Origin of the sequence: Nonomuraea fastidiosa, assembly GCF_042751225.1 — a bacterium.
Classification (GTDB): domain Bacteria; phylum Actinomycetota; class Actinomycetes; order Streptosporangiales; family Streptosporangiaceae; genus Nonomuraea; species Nonomuraea fastidiosa.
Window position 1 is genome coordinate 1,474,320 of the sequence record NZ_CP170570.1, and the last position, 21,978, is coordinate 1,496,297.

Below are 21,978 nucleotides of genomic sequence, written 5' to 3' on the forward strand. Positions count from 1 at the left end.
GGAATTAGTACCCGCAAGACCAATCAACCGACCAGTCGGTATGCTAAGGCGGTGACCAAGGGGGACCGAGTGAAAGACGAACCGGTCAGGCAGCGGTTGCTGGCCGAGGCGACCCGGCTGTTCGCCGAGCGCGGCTTCGAGAGCACCTCGGTGCAGGAGATCGTCGCGGCGGCGGGCGTCACCAAGGGCGCCATGTACCACTACTTCGACTCCAAGGACGACCTGCTGCACGAGATCTACATGCGGGTGCTGCGCATGCAGATGGATCGGCTGTTCGAGATCGCCGACGGCCCCGGCACCGTCCAGGAGCGCCTGCACCGGGCCGCGGCCGACGTCGTGGAGACGACGACCGCGAACCTCGACGACTCCAAGATCTTCTTCAGGTCGATGCACCTGCTCGCCCCCGAGACGCGCAAGTCCGTGCGCGCCGAGCGCCGCCGCTACCACGAGCGCTTCCGCGACCTCGTGGCCGAGGGGCAGCGCTCGGGCGTCTTCAGCGACCGGGTGCCCGCCGAGCTGGTCGTCGACTACTTCTTCGGCTCGGTGCACCACCTGGGCACGTGGTTCAACGCGCAGGGGCCGCTGACCGGCGCCCAGGTGGGCAAGCACTTCGCCGACCTGCTGCTCACCTCACTCGGGGCCGGGCACGTCGACGAGTGAGGCCAGCGCCTCCCGGTGATCGCCCGGCGTGCCGAGCGCGACCTCGGCGGCCTTGGCGCGCTTGAGATACAGGTGTACGGGGTGCTCCCACGTCATCCCGATCCCGCCGTGGAGCTGCAGGGCCTCCTCGGCCGCGTGCACGGCCACGCCCGCGTTCCACGCCTGCGCCACCGCCACCGAGATCGACGAGGCGTCCGCGACCGCGTTCCTGGCCGCCGCCCTGGCCCTGACCACGTCGAGCCACAGGTCGGCCAGCCGGTGCTTGATCGCCTGAAACGAGCCGATCGGCCTGGCGAACTGGTGGCGCTCCTTGACGTAGGCCAGCGTCGTCTCCAGGCACCACTCGGCCACGCCGAGCTGCTCAGAGGCCAGCAGCCCGGCGCCGAAGCGCAGCACCGCCGCCAGGTCGCAGGCGCCGACCCGGCGGGCGGGCGTCCGCGCGAACGTCACCTCGGCCACCGGCCTGGTCAGGTCGATCGAGGGCACCACCCGGACCACCCCGGGCTCGATGCTCTCGACCGCGTACAGGTCGCCGTCCACCGGCACCAGCAGCACGTCCGCCACCTCGGCCCCGGCCACGCCGGTGACAGTGCCGGACAGCCGCCCCTCGCCGTCCACGCTCACGGACGCGCCCCGGTCAGGACGGTACGCCGAAGCCGCGAACGACACCGCCAGCGCCGCCGTCTTGCGCCCCTCGGCCAGCTCGCCGAGCAGCGCGTCGCGGGTCGGCAGCAGCGCCCTGGTGGCCAGCACCGAGCTGGTGAGGAACGGCACCGGCGCCACCGCCCGCCCCAGCTCCTCCAGGACCACGGCCGCCTCGCTCGCCGACGCGCCCGCGCCGCCCAGCTCCTCGGGCACCAGCAGCCCGGCCACGCCGATCTCGCCGGCCAGCGTCTTCCACAGATCCAGGTCGTACGGCTCGGACTCGACGCGCCTCAGCACCGCGGACGGAGGGCAGCGGTCGGCCAGCAGGGCGCGCACGGCGGCGCGCAGCTCCTCTTCGACGTCGGAATAGAGCAGGCTCATCGCGGCAGGTCCTTCCACGGCACGTCCTTGTCGACACGGGGCTCCGACGGCAGGCCGAGCACCCGTTCGGAGATGATGTTGCGCAGGATCTCGGAGGTGCCGCCCTCGATCGAGTTGCCCTTGGCCCGCAGGTAGCGGTAGCCGGGGCCGCGGCCGTAGAAGTCGACGTTCTCCGAGCGCCTGAACGTCCAGTCGTCGTAGGTCAGCTCGCGCCGGAACTCCATCTCCAGGCCGGTCAGCGCCTGGTTGAGCTTGGCGAACGAGAGCTTCATGCCCGAGCCTTCCGGCCCCGGCTGACCGGCGGCGAGCTGCTCGCGCAGCCGCGCCCCCGACAGGCGGGTCACCTCGGCCTCCACCCACAGCGACAGCAGCCGCTGGTGCAGGTCGTGGGTACGCAGCTCGGGGTGCTCGCGCCAGGCGGCCAGCACGGACGCCATGACGCCGCCGCCGCGCCTGGAGGGCGCGCCGCCGATGGCCACCCGCTCGTTCATCAGCGTCGTCTGCGCGACCCGCCAGCCGTCGCCGACCGCGCCGAGCCGCAGGTCGTCGGAGAGCCGGACGCCGGTCAGGAACACCTCGTTGAACTCGGCCTCGCCGGTGATCTGCCGCAGCGGCCGCACCTCGACGCCGGGGGCGTGCATGTCGCACACGAAGTACGTCAGCCCGCGGTGCTTGGGCACGTCGGGGTCGGTGCGGGCGACGAGGATCGCCCACCGGGCGTGGTGCGCGCCCGACGTCCACACCTTCTGCCCGTCGATCACCCACTCGTCGCCGTCCCTGACCGCCCTGGTGGCCAGCGTGGCCAGGTCCGAGCCCGCGCCCGGCTCGCTGAAGAGCTGGCACCAGATCTCCTCGCCGGTCCACAGCGGCTTGAGGAAACGGCGCTTTTGCTCCTCGGTGCCGAACGCCAGGATCGTCGGGGCGGCCATGCCGAGACCGATGCCCTGCAGGCCGCTGTTGAGCTGCGGGGTGTCGGCCAGCTCCCGCTCCACGACCTGCTGCAGCTCGCGCGGCGCGCCGAGCCCGCCGAGCCCTTCGGGGAACCACACCCAGGCGAGCCCGGCGTCGAAGCGGGCGCGCAGGAACTCCAGGCGGTCGCCGCTCGGATCGTGCTCGCTGAGGAACGCGGCCACGCGTTCCTTGATCTGTGCCTCGTTCACATGTACCTCTTCAGCTCGCGATAGGCCAGGGACCGCTTGTGCACCTCGTCGGGGCCGTCGGCCAGGCGCAGCGTGCGCGCGTGCGCCCAGAGCGCGGCCAGGGGGAAGTCCTGGGAGACGCCGCCGGCGCCGTGCACCTGGACGGCCTTGTCGAGGATCTGCTCCACCGTGATCGGGGTGGAGATCTTGATGGCCTGGATCTCGGTGTGCGCGCCCTGGTTGCCCACCGTGTCCATGAGCCAGGCCGTCTTGAGCACGAGCAGGCGGAGCTGCTCGATCTTCACGCGGGACTCGGCGATCCAGTCCTGGACGACGCCCTGCTGCGCGACCGGCTTGCCGAACGTGGTGCGCGACAGCGCCCTGCGGCACATCATCTCCAGCGCGCGCTCGGCGATGCCGATCAGGCGCATGCAGTGGTGGATGCGGCCGGGTCCGAGCCTGGCCTGGGCGATGGCGAAGCCGCCACCCTCCTCGCCGATGAGGTTCGCCGCGGGCACGCGTACGTCCTCGAACACGACCTCTGCATGTCCGCCGTGGTCGGCGTCGGTGTAGCCGAAGACGTGCATGCCGCGCTTGACGTGCACCCCGGGCGTGTCGCGCGGCACGAGGATCATGCTCTGCCTGCGGTGCTTGGGCGCGTCGGGGTTCGTCTGCCCCATGACGATGAAGATCTTGCAGTTGGGGTTCATCGCGCCGGAGATGAACCACTTGCGGCCGTTGATGACGTACTCGTCGCCGTCGCGGACGATCGAGGTCGCGATGTTGGTGGCGTCGGATGAGGCCACGTCGGGCTCGGTCATGGCGAAGGCCGAGCGGATCTCGCCGTCGAGCAGCGGCCGCAGCCACTCCTTGCGCTGCCACTCGCTGCCGAACATGGCCAGGACTTCCATGTTGCCGGTGTCGGGGGCGGCGCAGTTGGTGGCGACGGGGGCGATGGCGGGACTCCTGCCCATGATCTCCGCCAGCGGGGCGTACTGGAGGTTCGTCAGCCCCGCGCCGTGCTCGCCGGGCAGGAACAGGTTCCACAGCCCGCGCTTTCTCGCCTCGTCCTTCAGGTCCTCGATCAGCGGCGGCGGGCTCCAGCCGCTGGTTTTCGCCTGTTCCTCGAAGGCCGGTTCTGCGGGGTAGACGCATTCGTCCATGAAGCGGAGCAATCGCTCGCGCAGGTCCTCGGTGACGGTGTCGAAGGCGAAGTCCATGACGCGACCCTACCGACCGGCCGGTATGAGTGTCGACAGGTGGTTCCCGGCAAATGCCTCCAGGTGGCCATCTACCCACCCTCACCTGGTCTTCTACAGTGGCCGCCATGACCGCGAAGCTGCCCGGCCCTACCGTGCTCCAGAACGACGTCGTCCGCCTTGAGCCGCTCGCCATGGACCACGTGCCCGACCTGTTCGCCGCGGGAGGCGGCGACGACGAGGTCTGGCGGTGGATGCCGGTGCCGGCCCCGCGGACGGAGGAGGAGCTGGGCAAGGTCGCGCGCATGCTGATCGACGACGACAAGCACGTGCCGTTCGCCGTGGTGGACCGGTCGAGCGGGCGGGCCGTGGGCTGGACGACGTACGCCGACGTGCCCGGCTTCGAGGCCAGCGTGGAGATCGGCTGGACCTGGTACGGCCGCGCGTCCTGGCGCACGGCGATCAACACCGCGTGCAAGCTGCTGATGGTCGGCCACGCCTTCGAGCTGGGCTACAACCGGGTGCTGCTCAAGACCGACGTGCTCAACGTACGGTCTCAGAACGCGATCAGGCGCATCGGCGGCGTGCACGAGGGCACGCTGCGCCGGCACCGCCGCCGGCCGGACGGCACCTGGCGCGACACCGTCTGCTTCGGCATCCTCGACGACGAGTGGCCGCCGCACCGCGACCGTCTCCAGGCCCGCCTGGCGGCCTCCTAGCCGATCAGGTCTCGGCGGCGGTCCCGCCGAGCATGCCCGTGAGCACCTCGCGGACGGCCCGCTCCAGCTCCTCCCGCGTGGGCATGGCGCCCGCGCCCACGACCGCGTCGAACACCAGGCCCTCGGCGAACGCCACCAGCGTGCGCCCGTGCCGCACCGGGTCGCGCGAGCCCAGGGCGGCCAGGATCGCGACGGCGGGGTCGCGGAAGCGGCGGCCCGCCCTGTCGTAGATCGCGCGCAGCTCCGGCCGTCTGGTGGCCTCCAGCGCCAGCTCGTAGCGCGCGAGGGTGTGGACGCGGTCGGCGAGCCGCAGGTGCAGCGCTCCGGCCAGCAGTGCGGACAGCCCGGCCAGGTCGTGCGTCCGCTCGTACGCGCCCTCGTACGCGCCCGCCACCGCCTCCCACTCCAGCGCGGTGAGCCGGGCCAGCGTCAGCTCCAGCAGCGCCGCCCGCGTGCGCGCGAGGTTGGAGGTGGATCCCGGCGGCAGGCCCGCGGCCTCGTCGACGGCCCGGTGGGTCAGGCCGCGCATGCCGCGCTCGGCGAGCAGGGCGATGGCCGCGTCCGCCACGACGTCTGAGCGCTTCACGGCACCAGATACTACAGGAGTAGTTGGACATCACTACGGACGTAGTATCGTCGAACTACAGACGTAGTGAGCGAAGGAGGCCGCAATGGCCAGAGCCGTGGTGATCGGCGGCGGCGTCGGCGGGCTGAGCGCCGGTGTCGCGCTGCTGCGCAAGGGATGGGAGGTGACCGTGCTGGAGCGGGCGCCCGCCATCGAACCCGTGGGCTCCGGCCTGGCGATCGCCGCCAACGCGCTCAAGGCGCTCGACGCCCTCGGGCTCGGCGACCGGGTACGCGCGCTCGCCCACGCCGAGGGGCCGCTGATGCTGCGCAGGGCCGACGGGCGGCGGCTGACCGCCACCACGGAGGAGGCGGCCGACGGCGCGTACGGCGACTCGGTGGTGGTGATGCTGCGGGCCGCGCTGCTCGACATCCTGGCCGGCGGGCTCGCCGAGGCGGGCGGGCCGGACTGCCTGCGCGTGGGCACGGCGGTCACCGGCGTGGACGCGCAGCGCGGCGTCGTACGGACTTCTGCGGGCGACCTGGCGGCCGACCTGGTCGTGGCGGCCGACGGCATCAAGTCGCTCACCCGGCGCGCGCTCTTCCCCGGGCACCCGGACCCGTCGTACGCGGGGGTGACGGTCTGGCGGGCCCTCATCCCGCTCGGCGACGTGCGGCTTGACGACGGAAGCCCGTGCGACCCGTCACGCGTGCCGAGGTCGGAGAGCTGGGGCAGGGGCGCCGTCCTGGGCGTCCACCTGCTGGCCGGCGACCAGGTCTACATCTACGCCACCGACGTCGCACCGCCCGGCGGCGCCGCCCCGGACGAGCGCGAGGAGCTGCTGCGCAGGTTCGGCGACTGGCACGAGCCCATCCCCGCGCTGCTGCGGGCGGCCGACCCGGCGCGCATCATCCGCGGCGACATCTACTACCAGGCCACGCCGCTGCCCGCCTACCACCGGGGCAGGGTGGCGCTGGTCGGCGACGCGGCCCACGCGATGACGCCCAACCTCGGGCAGGGCGCCTGCCAGGCCATCGAGGACGCGGTGGTGCTGGGCCACCTGGCCGACCCCGCGCGGCCCGGTGAGAGCCTGGCCGCCTACACCGCGGCCAGGAAGGAGCGGACGACCCGGATCGTACGGCGCTCGCTGACGCTGTGCCGGATGAGCCGGCTGCGCAACCCGCTCGCCGTGTGGCTGCGGGACTCCGCGCTGACGGCGGCGAACCGGATCAGCCCAGATCTGATGTTGCGGTCGATGGACGAGATACTGCGCTGGCGTCCACCGGCGGAGGCTGCTCGCTGACAGCGCTCTCCTGAGGGCTCTCCTGGGAGCTCTCCATGGGGCTCTCCAGGGGTTTGGGCGCTGGGCCGGCTTGCTCTTGTCGGGGGCCAGCCTGCCCAGCGTGATCGTGCCGCCGATGGTCAGCGCGGCGGCCAGCAGGGCGGGCACCGCCGTACCGGGGGCGGTGGGCAGCGGCTCGCCGAGCAGGATCGCCCCGGCGAGCACGGACGTGACCGGGTCGATGACCTGGACCCCCGCGTAGGCGATGCCGAAGTAGCCGACCGCGTACGAGCGTTGCAGCAGCACCACCGCGCAGACCAGCAGCACCGGCACGGCCAGGCTGAACCAGTGGATCAACCGGCCCCAGTCGCCCTGCATGCCGCCGGCCACCACGCGGACGAACGTGGACACGCTCGCCGTCATCACGCCCGCGCCCACCGCCAGCAGCAGCGCCTTGGCCGCCCCGCCCACCCGGCCGGCGAGCAGCTGGGTGAGCAGCGTGACGGCGGCGATCACGCCGATGAAGCCGAGTGCGGCCTTGTCGCTGAGGTGGGGCGGCACGTCATGGGCGGGCACCAGCAGCATCAGCCAGAGCAGGCCGACGGCCACCGCGATCGAGCCGATGATCTCCGCGCGGTACGGCTTGCGCCCGTACATGAACGCGGCGAGCGGCACGGCGAACACCAAGGTGGCCACGCTGATCGGCTGGACGGCCACCAGGGGCGCGAAGCTGAGCGCGACGGCGTGCAGGCAGGCGCCGGTGAAGGAGATGACGCCGCCCACCCACCAGCGGGGGCGGCGCACCAGACCGAGCGAGGCGCCCTCGGCCACGACCTCGTACTGCTGCAGCGCGGCGCCCAGCGCGTAGCCCAGCGCCCCCGCCAGCGCGATCAGCATGCCGACCCAGGTCATCGCGGCCCGCGCAGACGCAGGGATCCTTCCAGGAGCATTGCTCCAGCTTATGAGGCCGGAGGAGGCGCAGAATCATTCTTTAGGCGGAAAAGTCCATACAAATCGGTCTCGACGCGTACGGACTCGTAGCCTCGCCTTGGCCTCCCCTGGGCCCCCGCCGACTCCTGTTTGCCCTGCTATGCCGGTTCCGGGCACACGCAGAACAGGTGGCCCTGCGGGTCCTGGAGCACCACCCAGCGGGTGCCCTCCTCGGTGACGCCCGGCTGGAAATCGGGCTTCGTCGCGCCCAGCGCCACGTATTCCTCGACCGCCCGCTCCACGTCCGGCACCCGGAAGTCGAAGTGGAACTGCTTGTCCGGGCTCGGCCAGGTGACCGGCTTGCGGTCGGGGACGCGGCCGAAGTAGATCGAGACCGTGCCGTCGCCGATCGCGGCGTACTCGTCCTCGGCGTAGGTGATCTCCATCCCGGTCACCTGGTGGTAGAAGCCGGCCAGCGCCTTGGGGTCGGAGCAATCGATCGTGAAGGCCAAGAGGCTTGCTTTCGTCGTCATGGCGGCAAGCGTCTCAGCCGTACCTGCCATCTTCTGTCAGGTATGAGAACCCGCCGGCGCGTGAGGCGCGTCGGGCCTGGGAGCCCGGCGACGGCGAGCCGGAGACACGGCGATCACGTGTGTCTTGTCGGACATCGCGTCAAGTACCCGTCGGTACTCCTGTAAACCCGTAAGAATGCCTTTGCTGTCCTTTAACCAATCCGCAAGCTGATGCCGCCACCCTCTCCACATCAGAAGGGAGATGCCGTGCGTACCAGGCCAGAACGGCTCTACGAGATCGACGGGCTCCGGCTGCTGGCGGCACTGTGCGTAGTGCTGTACCACTATGTCTTCTCCGGCTGGGCCGGAGGAAAGACCACTGTGACGTTCGTCACCGAAAGCGCCTGGGCCAAATACGGCTACCTCGGCGTCGACCTGTTCTTTTTGATCAGCGGTTTCGTCGTGCTGATGAGCGCGTGGGGCAGGACGCCCCGGCAGTTCATCGTCTCGCGCGTGGTGCGGCTCTATCCCGCGTACTGGGTGGGCATCGCCGTCACTGCGACCGTCACCGCGCTGCTCGGATGGGGCATGTTCCAGGTGACGCTGCCGCAGGTGCTGGCCAACCTGACGATGTTCCAGGCGGTGCCGAACATCGAGAACGTGGACGTCGTCTACTGGACCCTCTGGGCCGAGATGCGGTTCTACATCCTCATGCTGATCGCCACCATGATCGGCATCACGCGGGGCCGCATCATGATCGGGCTGTGGGGCTGGCTGGCGCTGACGTTCCTCGTCGAGCTGGGCGTGCTGCCGGGCGTCGCCGACCTGGTCGTCCAGTCCGAGTTCTCCCACTACTTCATCGCCGGGATGGCGCTGTTCCTGCTCTACCGGTTCGGGCTCGACTGGCAGATCGCGCTGCTGGTGCCCATCTGCCTGGGCAACGCCGTCTACCGGGCCATCGGGTACGCCGAGGCCGTCGGCGAGCGCTACAACGTGACGTACTCGCCGGTCGTCATCACCGCCGTCGTCGTGCTCATCTTCCTCGTCATGACGTTCATCGCGCTCGGGGTCACCCGGGCCCTGGCCAGGCCGTGGCTGGTGACGGCGGGCGCGCTCACGTACCCGCTGTACCTGCTGCACGCGCACGTGGGCTTCATCCTGTTCGCCAGGCTCGAAGGGGCGTTCAACAAGTACGTGCTGCTCGTCGGGATGATCGTGGTCATGCTGGTGGCCGCGTACGCGGTGCACCGGTTCGTGGAACGACCGCTCGCACCCCGGCTCAAGCGCCTGCTGTCCAAGAAGGAGCCACCCGCACACGCCGCGGTCCCCGCCGGCACCCCCAGCGCCTGAGCCCGCGCCCCCACCGGCACCCCCAGCGCCTGAGCCCGCGCCCCCACCGGCACCCCCAGCGCCTGAGCTCGTGTCCCGCCGGCACCCCGACCCCGTGAGCACCCCTGCCTCGCGAGCACCCGCCCCCGTGAGCGCCCCTGCGGACGGGGCACCACTGGGGGAGCGGTTATCTTAGGGGGCATGCATCGGCGTCTGATCTGTTCTCCGCCTCCCGCCCGCTAGCGGGCGGCGTCTTCTGACCTTCGCCGGGTCGTCACCGATCCGGGGGTGATCGCTGCCCGCTCACCGGGCCTTGATCGATCTTCACCTCCGGAGAACTCTTCGATGACGCATGTCTCCGCCCGGCGGGGCGCCCTTTACGCGTCCGTGGCCGCGACCGCCTGGGGCACCGGCGGCGCCGCCGGGTCGTTGCTCTTCCAGACCGGCGGGCTGGGTCCCGTCGGCGTATCACTGTGGCGCTACATCATCGGCGCCGCCTGCCTGCTCGTTCTCGTCCGCGGCACGAGCCGCCCGCACATGACGGGGCGGACGGTGGTGGTGGGGGCCGGGATGGCGCTCTACCAGACCGCGTACTTCGCCGCGATCGCGCACTCCGGCGTCGCGGTGGCGACCGTGGTGACGATGGGCGCCACCCCCATTTTCACCGCCCTGGGCAGCCGCTTCCTGCTCCGCGAGCGCCTGGGACGCACGGCGCTGGTCGCGCTGGCCGCGGCGCTGACCGGGCTCGTGCTGCTCACGTTCGAGTCCGCGACGGCGGGCACCGGACAGTCCCCGGTGGCCGGGGTGCTGCTGGCGCTGGCCTCCGCCGCCGGGTACGCCGGGGTGACGCTGGTCTCGCGGCGTCACCGCGACGACGGCGGCCCGGAGGCGGCGGCGATCGGCGGGTTCGTGGTGGGCGCGCTGTTCCTGGCGCCGTTCGCGCTGGCGGAGGGCGCGCTGCCCGAGCTGACCTGGACGTCGGCGGCGCTGCTCGTCTACCTGGGCGCGGTGCCGACGGCGCTGGCGTACGGGCTGTTCTTCCGCGCGCTGACCGCCCTGCGCGCCACCACCGTGTCGATCATCTCGCTCGGCGAGGCGGTGGGCGCGGCGCTGCTGGGGGTGGTGCTGTTCGGCGAGCGGCTCACTCCGCTGGCATGGTCGGGCTGCGTGCTGCTGCTCGCGGCGGTTGCCGTGCTGGCCGCACGGGCCGATGCGCCATGATGTGACGGCGCAGACGGCCGGATGAGTTAAGGTCCGGTACGGCGGCGCTTGCCGAATCGTCGCTCCGTTCCCCCAGAGCGGCAGGGGGAACGGTGTCGGCGTAGCGCGCGTTGGAGGAACTGTGGCCTCGCTAAAGGGAATACTGAGGAACCTCCTGGACCGACCGGGAGGCGTCCCTCTCGCGCCCTACCAGAAGATCGTGAAGGCGGCCGGAGCGCGGGAAGACGAGCTGCGCGGCATGCACGAGCTGCCGGTGCCCGATATGAGGGATCTCGCGGAGTTCTGCGCGATCGTCCGTGAGACCGCCGACCGCACGCTCGGCCTTCGGCCCTATGACGTGCAGTTGCTGGGCACGCTGGCGCTGCTCGACGGCAAGGTCGCCGAGATGGCCACAGGCGAGGGCAAGACGCTCTCCGGTGCGATGGCGGCGGCCGGTTACGCGTTGCAGGGCAAGCGCGTCCACGTGATCTCCGTCAACGACTACCTCGCCAGGCGCGACGCCGAGTGGATGGGCCCGTTCTACGAGGCGCTGGGCGTGAGCGTGGGCTGGATCGACCAGAACTCCACGCCCGAGGAGCGGCGCGAGGCGTACGCGAAGAACGTCACGTACGGCCCGGTCAGCGAGATCGGCTTCGACGTGCTGCGCGACCGGCTGCGCACGAAGGCGAGCGAGCTGATCGTGCCCGAGCCCGAGGTGGCGCTGATCGACGAGGCCGACTCGGTGCTGGTCGATGAGGCCAGGGTGCCGCTGGTGATGGCGGGGGCGGCCGACGCCGGCAACACGGTGCCGGAGATGGCGGCGCTGGTCAGGCAGCTCGTCCGCGGCTATCACTACGAGATCGACGAGCAGGCGCGCAACGTCTACCTGACCCCGAAGGGCGCCGACAGCGTCGAGAACATCCTGGGCGTCGACCTCTACGACGAGAACGAGCCAGGCACGCTGATCGAGCTCAACCTCGCCCTGCACGCCCACGCGCTGCTGACCCGCGACGTCGACTACATCGTGCGCGACGGCAAGGTTCAGCTCATCAACCCGTCGCGGGGCCGGGTGGCGCTGCTGCAGCGCTGGCCCGACGGGTTGCAGGCGGCGGTCGAGGCAAAGGAGGCGCTGCCGCCGAGCGAGAAGGGCGAGATCCTCGACTCGATCACCGTTCAGGGGCTGATCCGCCGCTATCCACAGATCTGCGGCATGACGGGCACGGCGGTGGCGGTCAGCGAGCAGCTCGGCGAGTTCTACGGGCTGAAGGTCGCGGTGATCCCGCCCAACCGGCCGTGCATCCGGGTGGACGAGCCCGACCGCATCTATCCGACGGTGCCCGACAAGGACGCGGCGCTGGTGGAGGAGATCCAGGCGGTCCACGAGACCGGGCGGCCGATCCTCATCGGCACGCTCGACGTGGCCGAGTCGGAGAACCTCGCCAAGCTGCTGCAGCGGCGCGGCCTCGAGCCGGTGGTGCTCAACGCCAAGAACGACGCCGAAGAGGCGGCGATCATCGCCAAGGCGGGCGAGCGCGGCGCGATCACCGTCTCCACGCAGATGGCAGGCCGCGGCACCGACATCAGGCTCGGCGAGGGCGTGGCCGAACTGGGCGGCCTGTACGTGATCGGCTCGGGCCGCCACGCCAGCAGCCGGCTCGACGACCAGCTCCGCGGACGGGCCGGGCGGCAGGGCGACCCCGGCGGCTCGGTGTTCTTCGTCAGCATGGAAGACCCGCTGATCACGCAGTTCGTGCCCGACGAGCGCCCGCCCGCCCCCGATCCCGACGGGATCATCAGGCACCGGCGCGGGGCGTACATCGTGGGCCACGCGCAGCGCGTCGCCGAGGGCGTCAACCTTGAGATCCACCGCAACACGTGGCGCTACACGCGGCTGCTGGAGCACCAGCGCGAGCTGATCCTGGAGTGGCGCGACAAGGTGCTGCACGGCGACGCCGCCTCCAAGGCGCTGGCCGAGGCCGACCCCGAGCGGTGGGCGGCGATGCCGGAGGACACCCGCGACGAGACGGCGCGGCAGATCGTGCTGCACGCGATCGACAGCTGCTGGACCGAGCATCTCGCGTTCCTGACCGACCTGCGCGAGGGCATCCACCTGCGGGCGCTCGGCCGGATGAGCCCGATCGACGAGTTCCACCGCGAGGCGGTGGCCGAGTACAAGAAGCTGCTGGCGGAGGTGGAGCGGCGCTCGCTGGAGTCGTTCGAGGCGCCGGAGCCCGACCTGAAGCGGCCGTCGGCGACGTGGACCTACCTCGTGCAGGACAACCCGTTCGGCACCGAGTGGGACCGCATTCTCAAGCGGGTCTCGGACGGAAGCCGCCGCCGCTGACTCACGGCCACGTGGACTCGCCCTTGGGGATCACCGGGCCGTCGAGCACGCCCAGGCGCTCCAGCAGGGTGATGAACGTCGCCGCGTACGGCGAGGTCTCGGTGACGGCGGCCACCCGCGGCCAGTCCACCTGCTCGCGCAGCGCCCGCACCTGCGCGAGCAGCGCGCCGTAGTCGCAGGCATGCTCCGACAGCGGCAGCAGCCAGGAGATCACCAGGTCGGTGGCCTGGAGCACGGGCACGATCACCGCCGACGCCTTCAGCGGCTCGGCCCGGTCGAGCAGCTCGTCGGTGATCGGCATGTCGGAGATCCGGAAGATCAGGTCGACGAGCCGCCCTTCGTCGTACGCCTTGACCAGCCAGTCCTCCGGCGGCTTGGCGGTCTGGAAGCCGATGCCGCGCAGCGCCTCAAGGGCGGCGGGCACGTCGTGCTCGGTCAGCACGAAGTCCACGTCGTGCAGTGAGGGCGCGGCGCCGCGCGCGTAGGCGGCACAGCCTCCGGCCAGCGCGAATTTGACACCGGCGTCCTTGAGCCCCGAGCTGGCTCGCTTGAGCGTGTCGAGGATCGCGTCGGTGACCGCGTGGCTGTGGCTGCCCATGCGCATCGGCTACCCGAACGATCGTCGGCTAGACGTTGGGGACAGGGGTATCTGGGTAGCCCGATGAGCTATGACCGAAATCCTGGCAAGGACCGAGCAGACCTATGCGACCGGCCAGGATCGGCCGCTGGCGCGCTACGCGGGACTCCTCGGCGCGTACGGCGGGACGGTCGGCGTGGCCGCCGCCGTGGCGGCGCTGGCGGGACGCTGGCTGCGGCTCGCGTACGCGAAACTGATGAAGTCCGCCGAATGACCGCTGTTCGAACGGAGCGTTCAAGACAGGACGTTCAGACAGGGCGTTCAAGACAGAGCGTTTAAGCAGGGCCGAAAACGGCGATGCATTTCCCGTTTTCTTTGCCGGCGTAAGAAACAGGTTATGAGTCACCCGCCGAGGGCAGGTGCAGGCCCATGGCTACATTGCTCTGGATCATCGCCGTCATTCTCGTCATCGCCGGGATCTACGTGCTCCTGGCCCGGCGCGACATCCTCTGGGGTATCGTGCTCATCGTCCTCGGACTCCTGGTCGGGCCCGGTGGGGTCAGCATCTTCCATGTCTAAGGGAGCCGTTCTCCCGGTCTCCCTGCCCGCATCCACCGGGCCGATCTCCGAGAGCGGCCCGGCGGTTCTCCGGTTCTCCGGGGAAATGAGCGTTTTTCAGCGCCGCACGTCTTACTCGTGGACTTCCGCGCAATTGATGCAGTAGACGCAGTAGGCCCGGCCGAGCACCGGCAGCGCCACGTTGCGCACCCGGATGCCGCCCGGCGTCATGCCCTTCTCGCTGCCCTTGTGCGCGTGTCCGTGCAGGATGAGGTCGGCGCCCGCCGTATCGACGGCCTCGGCCAGCAGGTAGCTGCCGAGAAACGGGTAGATCTCCGGCGGCTCGCCCTCCAGCGTCTCCTTGATCGGTGAGTAGTGGGAGAGCACCACGCGATAGTCGGCGACGATCTCCTTGAGCGCCATCTTCCACGACTCGGCGATCTGGCGGGTGTGGTGGACGAACGCCTTGATCTCGCGCTCGCCGAACTCGCTGGCGCACTTGCCCGCGAACCCGCCGCCGAACCCCTTCCCGCCGACGACGCCCAGCTTCTTGTCGCCGCACTGCAGCACCACACCGTCGTCGTCGAGCACGGTGACGCCCGCGTCGCGCAGCTCGGCGGCGATCTCGCGCTCCAGGTCGGAGTGGTAGTCGTGGTTGCCGAGCACGGCGACCGCCGGGATGGGCAGGCCGCGCAGCTCGTCGGCCACGATCCGGCCTTCCTCCAGCGTGCCGTGCCTGGTCAGGTCGCCCGCGAGCATGAAGACGTCGGCGCGGTCCTCGATGCCGCGCAGCCGCTTCCTGTACTGGCCCTTGACGTCTTCACCCAGATGGATGTCGCCTACCGCGGCTATCCGCAGGTCAGTCAAGATGCTCATCCTCCCCCGGCTCGCCGGCCTCGACGACGTTGATCTCGTTGTGCAGGTGCAGGTCGGGCGCGACCTCGTGGGCCACCTGCCCGAGCCGGTCGCGCTGCTCCCACCCGCTGACCTGGCCGCGCAGGAAGAGCTGATCACCTCGGATGTCGACGCGGATTCCCAGCTCGGTCGTACGGGCGTCCTCGGCCAGCGCCTGCTGGACACGGGCCGCGACGTACTGCGGAGCTTCCATCGCTCGTCCCCCTTCTCTGTCGCCGCATGCCCGAGCGCCAATCGCTCAAACAGCCTCAAGCAGCACGAATCAGGTCGATAACCGCCCGTTCCACCGGGCCCGCCGTGGCGAGCTGGCCGAAGTCGGTGTCCGCTCCCAGCTCGGTGAGCACCGCGGCGATCGTCCGCTCCTGGTCGTACGCCTCGATCACTCTCGGGTCCACGTACGACGCCCTGGCCACGGTCGGCGTGTTGCCCAGGTACTCCGACACCTCGCGCATCACCCGGGTGATGGCCTGCTTCTTGCGGGTGACGCTCTCGCGCCCGGCCGGCCCGGACACCGCCAGCCCCACGGCCGCCAGCACGGTGGCGTGCCAGGTGCGGAAGTCCTTGGCCGTGACCTCGTGGCCGATGGTCTCGCGCAGGTACTCGTTGATGTCCTCGCTCTTGATGTCGCCCCAGCCGTCGGCGCGCCGGTAGCGCAGCAGCTCGCCGTCCACCCGCAGCGCCTTCAGCGCGCGCAGCACCTTGCACGCCCCGGGGTCGGCGACGTCCACCTCGCGCAGGATGTCGCCCTTGGCCTGGTAGGCGCAGGTGACGATGCCGCGCGAGCAGGTGATGTGCTCCATCCTGAGCGTGGCCAGGCCGTAGGTGTCGTAGCTCTCCCCGCCGATGCGGAAGAAGCCGATGTCGAGCAGCCGGGCGGCGGTGGCCAGCACCCGTTCCCTGGTCAGCCCGCGTCCCTGGAGCTGCTCGTCCACGATCTTCCTGAACGCCGGCAGCCGCTCGGCCACCTCGAGCACCCGGTCGAACTTGGCCCGGTCCTGCTGCTCGCGCCACACGTCGTGGTAGCGGTACTGCCGCCGTCCCGCCGCGTCGGTGCCCACGGCCTGCAGGTGCCCATGGGGTGAAGCGCAGATCCACACGTCGCGCCAGGCCGGTGGGATGGCGAGCGCCCTGATGCGGGCGAGCACCTCCGGGTCGCGCACCGGCCGCCCGTCGCAGTCGTGGTAGCTGAACCCGCGCCCGCGCCGTCGCCGGGTGATGCCCGGCTCGCTCTGGTCGCTCGGATGCAGCTCGATGTCCGGCCCGTTGACGTCCGGCCCGTTGCCGTCTGGCCCGTTGATGTGTGGCCCGTTGCCGTGTGGCCCGTTGTGTGGCGCGGTCGCGAAGGCCGCTGCCAGGGCTTCGGCATCGGGTGGTTCTGTACGGGGTTTCGTCTCGGGCACTCGAAGCGGCTACCCCCGACGTTAGGCGGCAAACGGCACGGGCAGGGGAAGCCCTATGTCTGACAAAGGTGAGTGGCACGAGGAACGAGACAGCAGAGGTCACGCCATGGTGCCCGCCACCCCCCGCGACGTGGTGCACATCAGAGTCGTCTCCTTCATGCTGGTGTTCCTGTTCGCGTTCACGGTGCTGGGAATCATGACCCGGGCGTGGGTCCTGGCCGTCATCGCGGTCATCGCGGCGATCGTCGCGGTGACCGACCTGCTCATGGCCGTACGACGGCAGAAACAGCGCTCCGGACAAGACGGAGAGGCGGGCTGATCCCGGCATGGCACCACTGCGCGGGCGGGTGGTCGTGGTGACGGGCGCGAGCGGCGGGGTGGGGCGGGCGGTCGCCCGCGAGCTGGGCACGCAGGGTGCCAAGGTGGCCCTGATCGCCCGCGGCACCGCCGGGCTGGGCGCGGCGGCCGTGGACGTCGGCACCGGCGGCGGCACGGGCCAGGTCTACGAGGCCGACGTATCGGATTACGAGCAGGTGCGGCAGGCGGCCGAGCGGATCGAGAAGGAGCTGGGCCCCATCTCCGTCTGGATCAACGCCGCCTTCTCCTCCGTATTCGCGAAATTCACTGACATCTCCCCCGAGGAGTTCGAACGCGCCACCGCCGTGACATACCTCGGATACGTCTGGGGCACCAAGGTGGCGCTCGACCTCATGCGCCCGCGCAACGCGGGCGCGATCGTCCAGGCCGGCGCAGCGCTGGCGTACCGGGCGATCCCCCTGCAGTCGGCGTACTGCGGCGCGAAGCACGCGGTCAAGGGCTTCACCGAGTCGGTGCGCACGGAGCTGCTCGCCGAGCAGAGCAACGTCAAGATCACCCTGGTGCAGCTTCCCGCGCTCAACACCCCGCAGTTCGAGTGGGTGCTGTCCAAGCTGCGCCGGCACCCCCAGCCCGTACCCCCGATCTACCAGCCGGAGGTGGCCGCGCGCGCCCTCGTGTACGCGGCCGAGCACCCCGAGCGCAAGGAGTACTGGGTCGGCACCAGCACGGTCGCCACCCTCATCGCGCAGCGGCTCGCCCCCGCCCTGATCGACCGCTACCTCGCGCGGACCGGCATCGAATCGCAGCAGACCAGCGAGCAGGCGCCGAGCGGAGTGTCCAACCTGTGGGAGCCCGCCGACGAGGACACCGACTACGGTGCGCACGGCACGTTCGACCGCCGCTCACACGGGCGCAGTCCCCAGCTCTGGCTCTCCCAGCACCGCGCGCCCGTCCTCCTCACGCTGGCGATGGGCGGCGCCGCCGCGGCGACCGCCGCCATGCTGCGCCAGGCCGGCCACCTCTGACCGCCGACGGACTGCACCGGGCCGGTCACCTCCGACCGCCGACGGACTGCACCGGGTAGGCCACCTCCGACCGCCGACGGACTACGCCAGGCCGGCCGCCTCCGACCGCCCCTGACCGCCTCGGGCGGGAGCCGACTTATCCGCTCCTGCCCGGGTAGGCGGGCGGGAACCCGTCAACGAGGAGGACATCGTGCCTGAGCGCGATCTTCAGTATCTGGCCGAGCTGGCGGCGCAGCTCCGGGTCGACTCCGTACGGGCCGCCGCCGCGGCCGCCTCCGGCCACCCCACCTCGTCGATGTCGGCCGCCGACCTCATGGCCGTGCTGTTCGCCTGCCACCTGCGCTACGACTTCGACCGGCCCGGCCACCCCGCCAACGACCACCTGATCTTCTCCAAGGGCCACGCCTCTCCCCTCCTCTACGCCCTCTACAAGGCCGCGGGCGCGATCGATGACGATGAGCTGCTGACGTTCCGTCGGCGGGGCAGCCGGCTCGAAGGGCATCCGACCCCGCGCCTGCCCTGGGTGGACGTCGCCACCGGCTCGCTCGGCCAGGGCCTGCCCATCGGGGTCGGCGTGGCGATGGCCGGGCGGCTGGAACGCCTGCCGTACCGGGTGTGGGTGCTGTGCGGCGACGGCGAGCTGGCGGAGGGCTCCATCTGGGAGGCGGCCGAGCACGCGGGCAGCGAGGGCCTGGCGAACCTGACCGCGATCGTGGACATCAACCGCCTCGGCCAGCGCGGGCCCACCCGGCACGGCTGGGACATCGGCGCGTACGCCCGCAGGTTCGGCGCGTTCGGCTGGCACACCATCGAGATCGACGGCCACGACCCCGGGCAGATCGACTTCGCGCTCGCCGACGCCGCGAACACCCGGCGGCGGCCCACCGTGATCCTGGCCAAGACCCGCAAGGGCGAGGGCGTGCTGGAGGCCGAGAACCGCGAGGGCGCCCACGGCAAGGCGCTGAAGGACCCGGACAAGGCCGTGGAGGAGCTGGGCGGGATCCGGGACGTCCGCGTCGCCGTGCACCCGCCGGAGACGGATGCCGCGCCGTTCAGGTTCGGCGACGACGGGCTCGCGCTGCCCGCGTACCCGGTGGGCGAGCAGGCGGCGACCCGGGACGCGTACGGGGCGGCGCTGGCGGCGCTCGGCGCGGCCAGGGGCGACGTGGTGGCGCTGGACGGCGAGGTGGCCGACTCCACCAGGGCCGAGGCGTTCGCCAAGGAGTTCCCCGAGCGGTTCTTCGAGATGTACATCGCCGAGCAGCAGCTCGTCGCCGCCGCCGTCGGTCTTCAGGTGCGGGGGTGGAAGCCGTACGCGGCCACGTTCGCGGCGTTCCTGACCAGGGCGCACGACTTCATCAGGATGGCCGGGGTGAGCGGAGCCTCGATCAGGCTCGTCGGCTCGCACGCCGGAGTGGAGATCGGCCAGGACGGGCCGTCACAGATGGGCCTGGAAGACCTCGCCATGCTGCGCGCCGTACACGGCAGCACCGTGCTCTACCCCTGCGACGCCAACCAGACGGCGGCGCTGCTGGCGGAGATGGCCGACCTGGAGGGCGTGTCCTACCTGCGTACGACGCGCGGGCCCACGCCGGTCATCTACCAGCCGGGCGAGCGCTTCCCCGTGGGCGGCTCACGCGTGCTGCGACACTCCGCCGGCGACCGGGCCACGATCGTGGCGGCCGGGGTGACCGTGCACGAGGCGCTGGCGGCGGCCGGCTCCCTGCGTGCGGACGGCATCCCGGTGGGCGTCATCGACCTGTACTCCATCAAGCCCGTGGACACCGCCGCGCTGACCGAGGCGGCCACCACCACGGGGAACCTCATCACGGTCGAGGACCACAGGATCGAGGGCGGGCTGGGCGACGCCGTGACGGACGCGGTGAGCGAGCTGGGGCCGCGCGTGATCAAGCTGGCCGTACGTGATCTGCCCGGATCCGCGACGTCGCGGGAGCAGCTCGCCGACGCCCGCATCGACCGCCACGCCATCGCGGACGCCGTCAAGCGCCTCCTCTGATTCCCGCCGCCCGGCTCTGACCCCGCCTGCTCGCCACGCGGAAGCGCGTTGGGACGAGCGCCGTTCGGATGCCCACCGTAGAAGCCGATCACCGCCGGACCGCCACGCGACGGTCACTCGGAGCGCGTGGCCCCACCGGCGGGCGACTGCTGCCGGGGCCACGGGCGGCGCGCGTCCGCCACGCGGAAGCACCGGGCGCGGCTCGGGAAGCGGAGGGCGGGTGAACGGAGGGCGCGGGGCATGCGAAAAGGCCGGCGATGCGCGGCGGTGGCCGACCGCCGCTCCTCGCCGGCCCTGTCGTCCTGGGCACCCGGCTGGTCGCCGGGAAGCCCGGAACGGCCCGCCGGCGCAGGCCGGTACGGGTGACGCTCAGCGGGACTTGGCCGTGGCCCTCCTGTTGGCCTTTTTGATGGCCGTGACGAGCTCCTGCTTGGTCATCTTCGACCGGCCGCGCACGCCGAGCTTGGCGGCCAGGCCCTGCAGGTGGGTCTTGCTCGCGTTGGCGTCCACGCCCTCGGCCGTACGGCCGGAGCGGTCGGTCGCGCCCTTGTCGGACGGGCCCTTCTTCGCCTTCGGCTCCCAGTGGTCGCCGACCTTCTCGAACGAGTGCTTGAGCGCGGCGAACGCGGTCATGTGCGCGCGGCGTCCCTCGCCGTACTCCTTGACGGCCGAGTCGTGGGCCTTGATCCACGTGTCCTGCGCCTTCTTGGGAGAACGCTTGACGGTCGACGGCAGCTCGTCAACACCTGGCATGGGGCTGCACCTCCTGAAGGGGCGGCGGTTAAAGGGGCGGCTCGTCGTAGCGGCGGCGGTCCTCGTACACGGTGGTACGCCGGGCGTGCGGCTCCTCGTAGATCTCGTGGCGGTGGACCGGCTCGTCGATCGGGCCGACCGCGCGCCGCGCGACCCTGATGCGGTAGAGGCCGAACCCCAGCCCGACCAGGCCGCCCAGCATGAGCACGACGCCGACTACGTTGATGTCGAGGCCGGCGAGGTCGAACTCGACGGCCCAGGTGAGGATCGCACCGAGCATGATGAGGATGATGCTTCCGGCGATGGTCATCTGATCTACCTCCTTGACAAGAAGGAACCTCTATCCACATGTCGAAAAACAAACCCGTCGTGATGATCGGGCTGATGGGCTCGGGCAAGTCGACCTCCGGTCGGTTGATCGCCGAGGCGCTGGGGCTCCCCCTGTCCGACAGCGACCAGTACCTCCTCGCCAAGTACGGGGCGACCTCCGCGCCGATCGCGGCCCGCGAGGGCAAGGAGACGCTGCACCGGTACGAGGCGGAGCACGTGCTGGACGAGCTGGCCGGACCGCCCAAGGTCATCGCGGCGGCGGCGAGCACGCTGGAGAGCCCCGAGGTGCGGGCGGCGCTGCGCAAGGCGTTCGTGGTGTGGGTGGACGCCGACGACGAGGTGCTGCGCGAGCGCATGCACACCAGCGACCACCGCCCCGACTATGACCCGGCCGCCATGCGGGCCCGCCGTGAGGGGTATTTCCGCGAGGTGTCCGACCTGATGTGCGACGTCGGCGTGATGAGCCCGGAGCAGGTGCGCGACGCGGTGCTGAGCAAAATGGGCTTGCCCGGTGATGATCGCGGCTGATAGCCAACGAGGATGTTCGCCGAGAAACCCACGCTGAAGGGCGAGCGGGTGACGCTGTGCCCGGTCGGGCCCGAGCACGCCGAGGGCCTGTTCGAGCTGGTGTCCGATCCGGAGGTGCGCCGGCTCACCGGTTCGCGCGCCCGCTTCGACCTGGAGAGCCTGCGCACCTGGTACGCCACCAGGGCGGGGCACGCCGACCGGCTCGACCTGGCGATCACGGTGGACGGCGCGTTCGTGGGCGAGGTCGTGCTCAACGAGCTCGACACCGACAACCTGTCCTGCAACCTGCGCATCGCGCTGATCGGCGCGCGCGCCTTCGGCAAGGGTTACGGCAGCGAGGCCATCGAGCTGGTGCTCGGCCACGCGTTCCGCACGACGCCGCTGCACCGGGTGCGGCTGGAGGTGTTCGACTTCAACGAGCGGGCCAGGCACGTCTACGAGAAGGCGGGGTTCGTCATGGAGGGCGTCGAACGCGACGCGCTGCTGTGGGAGGGCGAATGGCACGACGTGGTCGTGATGGCCATACTCCGCCCGGAGTGGCAGGCACGTGCCGGAACCCTGGCATAATGATCATGACGCATGGGTCCCCCGAGGCGCGCGGGGGACCTGTGGCGTCTTCGAGGCAACCAATGGGCGGTGTCGTGCATCTAAG

At 71.0% G+C, this 21,978-nt stretch carries 26 protein-coding genes; 15 read left to right on the top strand and 11 right to left on the bottom strand.

The genetic code is table 11. The features are described 5' to 3' along the window. Positions 1-69: 69 nt before the first annotated feature. Entirely contained in the window at positions 70-660 is a 591-nt protein-coding gene (locus ACFMQL_RS06615) for a TetR/AcrR family transcriptional regulator (protein ID WP_364058599.1), read from the top strand. Here ACFMQL_RS06615 and ACFMQL_RS06620 read toward each other — a convergent pair. The 3 genes from ACFMQL_RS06620 to ACFMQL_RS06630 are packed head-to-tail and all read right to left on the bottom strand — an operon-like array spanning position 631 to position 4,045. Next, positions 631-1,686, bottom strand: coding sequence for an acyl-CoA dehydrogenase family protein (locus ACFMQL_RS06620; protein ID WP_378784939.1), 1,056 nt, complete (start codon positions 1,684-1,686; stop codon positions 631-633). The genes ACFMQL_RS06615 and ACFMQL_RS06620 overlap by 30 nt on opposite strands. Continuing rightward, positions 1,683-2,846, bottom strand: a complete 1,164-nt coding sequence (locus ACFMQL_RS06625; RefSeq protein WP_364058605.1) for an acyl-CoA dehydrogenase family protein — start codon at positions 2,844-2,846, stop codon at positions 1,683-1,685. The genes ACFMQL_RS06620 and ACFMQL_RS06625 overlap by 4 nt, the downstream gene beginning before the upstream one ends. After that, positions 2,843-4,045 carry an acyl-CoA dehydrogenase family protein gene (locus ACFMQL_RS06630; RefSeq protein ID WP_364058608.1) on the bottom strand — a complete coding sequence of 401 codons (1,203 nt, stop codon included), beginning with the start codon at positions 4,043-4,045 and terminating at the stop codon, positions 2,843-2,845. Before ACFMQL_RS06630 ends, ACFMQL_RS06625 begins: the two co-directional genes overlap by 4 nt. Positions 4,046-4,152: 107 nt before the next feature. Between ACFMQL_RS06630 and ACFMQL_RS06635 the strand changes: the two genes are divergently transcribed. After that, entirely contained in the window at positions 4,153-4,743 is a 591-nt protein-coding gene (locus ACFMQL_RS06635) for a GNAT family protein (protein WP_364058611.1), read from the top strand. Between the two features lie 4 nt (positions 4,744-4,747). On the opposite strand, the gene ACFMQL_RS06640 is transcribed toward ACFMQL_RS06635, so the two are convergent. Then, positions 4,748-5,329, bottom strand: a complete 582-nt coding sequence (locus tag ACFMQL_RS06640) for a TetR family transcriptional regulator C-terminal domain-containing protein (RefSeq protein WP_364058614.1) — start codon at positions 5,327-5,329, stop codon at positions 4,748-4,750. Between the two features lie 85 nt (positions 5,330-5,414). Here ACFMQL_RS06640 and ACFMQL_RS06645 point away from each other — a divergent pair, with 85 nt between their 5' ends. The 3 genes from ACFMQL_RS06645 (at position 5,415) to ACFMQL_RS06655 (ending at position 7,458) form a co-directional block, all read left to right on the top strand. Further along, positions 5,415-6,611 (top strand): FAD-dependent monooxygenase, encoded by a 1,197-nt coding sequence (locus ACFMQL_RS06645; RefSeq protein WP_364058617.1) that lies wholly within the window; start codon positions 5,415-5,417, stop codon positions 6,609-6,611. Between the two features lie 100 nt (positions 6,612-6,711). Next, positions 6,712-6,852 (top strand): hypothetical protein, encoded by a 141-nt coding sequence (locus ACFMQL_RS06650; protein WP_378784942.1) that lies wholly within the window; start codon positions 6,712-6,714, stop codon positions 6,850-6,852. Positions 6,853-6,966: 114 nt separating this feature from the next. Further along, on the top strand, positions 6,967-7,458 hold the full coding sequence (locus ACFMQL_RS06655) for a hypothetical protein (RefSeq protein WP_378784943.1): 492 nt from the start codon (positions 6,967-6,969) through the stop codon (positions 7,456-7,458). Between the two features lie 220 nt (positions 7,459-7,678). Here ACFMQL_RS06655 and ACFMQL_RS06660 read toward each other — a convergent pair whose 3' ends face one another. Then, on the bottom strand, positions 7,679-8,053 hold the full coding sequence (locus tag ACFMQL_RS06660; protein ID WP_364058623.1) for a VOC family protein: 375 nt from the start codon (positions 8,051-8,053) through the stop codon (positions 7,679-7,681). A 246-nt stretch (positions 8,054-8,299) separates the two neighbouring features. Between ACFMQL_RS06660 and ACFMQL_RS06665 the strand changes: the two genes are divergently transcribed. The 3 genes from ACFMQL_RS06665 to secA2 all read left to right on the top strand — a co-directional run bounded on the left by ACFMQL_RS06665 (position 8,300) and on the right by secA2 (position 12,905). Then, positions 8,300-9,382 (top strand): acyltransferase, encoded by a 1,083-nt coding sequence (locus ACFMQL_RS06665; protein WP_364058626.1) that lies wholly within the window; start codon positions 8,300-8,302, stop codon positions 9,380-9,382. A gap of 324 nt (positions 9,383-9,706) precedes the next feature. Then, positions 9,707-10,582, top strand: a complete 876-nt coding sequence (locus ACFMQL_RS06670) for an EamA family transporter (RefSeq protein ID WP_364058629.1) — start codon at positions 9,707-9,709, stop codon at positions 10,580-10,582. Between the two features lie 121 nt (positions 10,583-10,703). Beyond that, on the top strand, positions 10,704-12,905 hold the full coding sequence (gene secA2 / locus ACFMQL_RS06675) for an accessory Sec system translocase SecA2 (protein ID WP_378784946.1): 2,202 nt from the start codon (positions 10,704-10,706) through the stop codon (positions 12,903-12,905). Between the two features lies 1 nt (position 12,906). Here secA2 and ACFMQL_RS06680 read toward each other — a convergent pair whose 3' ends face one another. Next, on the bottom strand, positions 12,907-13,503 hold the full coding sequence (locus ACFMQL_RS06680) for a nucleotidyltransferase (protein WP_364058632.1): 597 nt from the start codon (positions 13,501-13,503) through the stop codon (positions 12,907-12,909). A 70-nt stretch (positions 13,504-13,573) separates the two neighbouring features. Here ACFMQL_RS06680 and ACFMQL_RS06685 point away from each other — a divergent pair, with 70 nt between their 5' ends. Next, positions 13,574-13,756: a hypothetical protein gene (locus tag ACFMQL_RS06685; RefSeq protein WP_364058635.1), complete on the top strand. Its 183-nt coding sequence runs from the start codon at positions 13,574-13,576 to the stop codon at positions 13,754-13,756. Positions 13,757-13,911: 155 nt separating this feature from the next. Then, the gene (locus ACFMQL_RS06690) at positions 13,912-14,061 is read left to right on the top strand and encodes a GPGG-motif small membrane protein (protein WP_364058638.1); all 150 of its coding nucleotides are present in this window, start codon (positions 13,912-13,914) and stop codon (positions 14,059-14,061) included. Between the two features lie 111 nt (positions 14,062-14,172). Here ACFMQL_RS06690 and ACFMQL_RS06695 read toward each other — a convergent pair whose 3' ends face one another. The 3 genes from ACFMQL_RS06695 to ACFMQL_RS06705 are packed head-to-tail and all read right to left on the bottom strand — an operon-like array spanning position 14,173 to position 16,355. Continuing rightward, positions 14,173-14,916 (bottom strand): metallophosphoesterase, encoded by a 744-nt coding sequence (locus ACFMQL_RS06695; RefSeq protein WP_378784948.1) that lies wholly within the window; start codon positions 14,914-14,916, stop codon positions 14,173-14,175. Further along, positions 14,900-15,148 (bottom strand): BON domain-containing protein, encoded by a 249-nt coding sequence (locus tag ACFMQL_RS06700; RefSeq protein WP_364058644.1) that lies wholly within the window; start codon positions 15,146-15,148, stop codon positions 14,900-14,902. Before ACFMQL_RS06700 ends, ACFMQL_RS06695 begins: the two co-directional genes overlap by 17 nt. Before the next feature lie 55 nt (positions 15,149-15,203). After that, positions 15,204-16,355, bottom strand: coding sequence for a DNA topoisomerase IB (locus ACFMQL_RS06705; RefSeq protein WP_364058647.1), 1,152 nt, complete (start codon positions 16,353-16,355; stop codon positions 15,204-15,206). Between the two features lie 55 nt (positions 16,356-16,410). Between ACFMQL_RS06705 and ACFMQL_RS06710 the strand changes: the two genes are divergently transcribed. From ACFMQL_RS06710 to ACFMQL_RS06720, 3 genes are all read left to right on the top strand, one after another. Then, a complete protein-coding gene (locus ACFMQL_RS06710; RefSeq protein WP_364058650.1) occupies positions 16,411-16,674 on the top strand; it encodes a hypothetical protein in 264 nt (87 codons plus the stop codon). A 7-nt stretch (positions 16,675-16,681) separates the two neighbouring features. Then, the gene (locus ACFMQL_RS06715) at positions 16,682-17,698 is read left to right on the top strand and encodes an SDR family oxidoreductase (protein ID WP_378784951.1); all 1,017 of its coding nucleotides are present in this window, start codon (positions 16,682-16,684) and stop codon (positions 17,696-17,698) included. Positions 17,699-17,888: 190 nt separating this feature from the next. Continuing rightward, positions 17,889-19,715, top strand: a complete 1,827-nt coding sequence (locus ACFMQL_RS06720; RefSeq protein WP_378784952.1) for a transketolase — start codon at positions 17,889-17,891, stop codon at positions 19,713-19,715. A 369-nt stretch (positions 19,716-20,084) separates the two neighbouring features. Here the strand turns inward: ACFMQL_RS06720 and ACFMQL_RS06725 are convergent, their stop codons facing one another. Further along, positions 20,085-20,468, bottom strand: a complete 384-nt coding sequence (locus ACFMQL_RS06725) for a ChaB family protein (RefSeq protein ID WP_364058659.1) — start codon at positions 20,466-20,468, stop codon at positions 20,085-20,087. 28 nt (positions 20,469-20,496) lie between these two features. Further along, positions 20,497-20,778 (bottom strand): hypothetical protein, encoded by a 282-nt coding sequence (locus ACFMQL_RS06730; RefSeq protein ID WP_364058662.1) that lies wholly within the window; start codon positions 20,776-20,778, stop codon positions 20,497-20,499. 38 nt (positions 20,779-20,816) lie between these two features. Here ACFMQL_RS06730 and ACFMQL_RS06735 point away from each other — a divergent pair, with 38 nt between their 5' ends. Both ACFMQL_RS06735 and ACFMQL_RS06740 read left to right on the top strand, forming a co-directional pair. Next, a complete protein-coding gene (locus tag ACFMQL_RS06735; RefSeq protein ID WP_364058665.1) occupies positions 20,817-21,326 on the top strand; it encodes a shikimate kinase in 510 nt (169 codons plus the stop codon). Between the two features lie 12 nt (positions 21,327-21,338). Next, positions 21,339-21,893 carry a GNAT family protein gene (locus ACFMQL_RS06740; protein WP_364058668.1) on the top strand — a complete coding sequence of 185 codons (555 nt, stop codon included), beginning with the start codon at positions 21,339-21,341 and terminating at the stop codon, positions 21,891-21,893. Positions 21,894-21,978: the final 85 nt, after the last annotated feature.

Bases quoted from the DNA above. Each gene is read 5' to 3' on its own strand.
- ACFMQL_RS06620 (WP_378784939.1), bottom strand. From the start codon at position 1,686: ATGAGCCTGCTCTATTCCGACGTCGAAGAGGAGCTGCGCGCCGCCGTG.
- ACFMQL_RS06630 (WP_364058608.1), bottom strand. From the start codon at position 4,045: ATGGACTTCGCCTTCGACACCGTCACCGAGGACCTGCGCGAGCGATTG.
- ACFMQL_RS06635 (WP_364058611.1), top strand. From the start codon at position 4,153: ATGACCGCGAAGCTGCCCGGCCCTACCGTGCTCCAGAACGACGTCGTC.
- ACFMQL_RS06645 (WP_364058617.1), top strand. From the start codon at position 5,415: ATGGCCAGAGCCGTGGTGATCGGCGGCGGCGTCGGCGGGCTGAGCGCC.
- ACFMQL_RS06655 (WP_378784943.1), top strand. From the start codon at position 6,967: ATGCCGCCGGCCACCACGCGGACGAACGTGGACACGCTCGCCGTCATC.
- ACFMQL_RS06660 (WP_364058623.1), bottom strand. From the start codon at position 8,053: ATGACGACGAAAGCAAGCCTCTTGGCCTTCACGATCGATTGCTCCGAC.
- ACFMQL_RS06670 (WP_364058629.1), top strand. From the start codon at position 9,707: ATGACGCATGTCTCCGCCCGGCGGGGCGCCCTTTACGCGTCCGTGGCC.
- ACFMQL_RS06680 (WP_364058632.1), bottom strand. From the start codon at position 13,503: ATGGGCAGCCACAGCCACGCGGTCACCGACGCGATCCTCGACACGCTC.
- ACFMQL_RS06685 (WP_364058635.1), top strand. From the start codon at position 13,574: ATGACCGAAATCCTGGCAAGGACCGAGCAGACCTATGCGACCGGCCAG.
- ACFMQL_RS06690 (WP_364058638.1), top strand. From the start codon at position 13,912: ATGGCTACATTGCTCTGGATCATCGCCGTCATTCTCGTCATCGCCGGG.
- ACFMQL_RS06695 (WP_378784948.1), bottom strand. From the start codon at position 14,916: ATGAGCATCTTGACTGACCTGCGGATAGCCGCGGTAGGCGACATCCAT.
- ACFMQL_RS06700 (WP_364058644.1), bottom strand. From the start codon at position 15,148: ATGGAAGCTCCGCAGTACGTCGCGGCCCGTGTCCAGCAGGCGCTGGCC.
- ACFMQL_RS06710 (WP_364058650.1), top strand. From the start codon at position 16,411: ATGTCTGACAAAGGTGAGTGGCACGAGGAACGAGACAGCAGAGGTCAC.
- ACFMQL_RS06715 (WP_378784951.1), top strand. From the start codon at position 16,682: ATGGCACCACTGCGCGGGCGGGTGGTCGTGGTGACGGGCGCGAGCGGC.
- ACFMQL_RS06725 (WP_364058659.1), bottom strand. From the start codon at position 20,468: ATGCCAGGTGTTGACGAGCTGCCGTCGACCGTCAAGCGTTCTCCCAAG.
- ACFMQL_RS06730 (WP_364058662.1), bottom strand. From the start codon at position 20,778: ATGACCATCGCCGGAAGCATCATCCTCATCATGCTCGGTGCGATCCTC.
- ACFMQL_RS06735 (WP_364058665.1), top strand. From the start codon at position 20,817: ATGTCGAAAAACAAACCCGTCGTGATGATCGGGCTGATGGGCTCGGGC.
- ACFMQL_RS06740 (WP_364058668.1), top strand. From the start codon at position 21,339: ATGTTCGCCGAGAAACCCACGCTGAAGGGCGAGCGGGTGACGCTGTGC.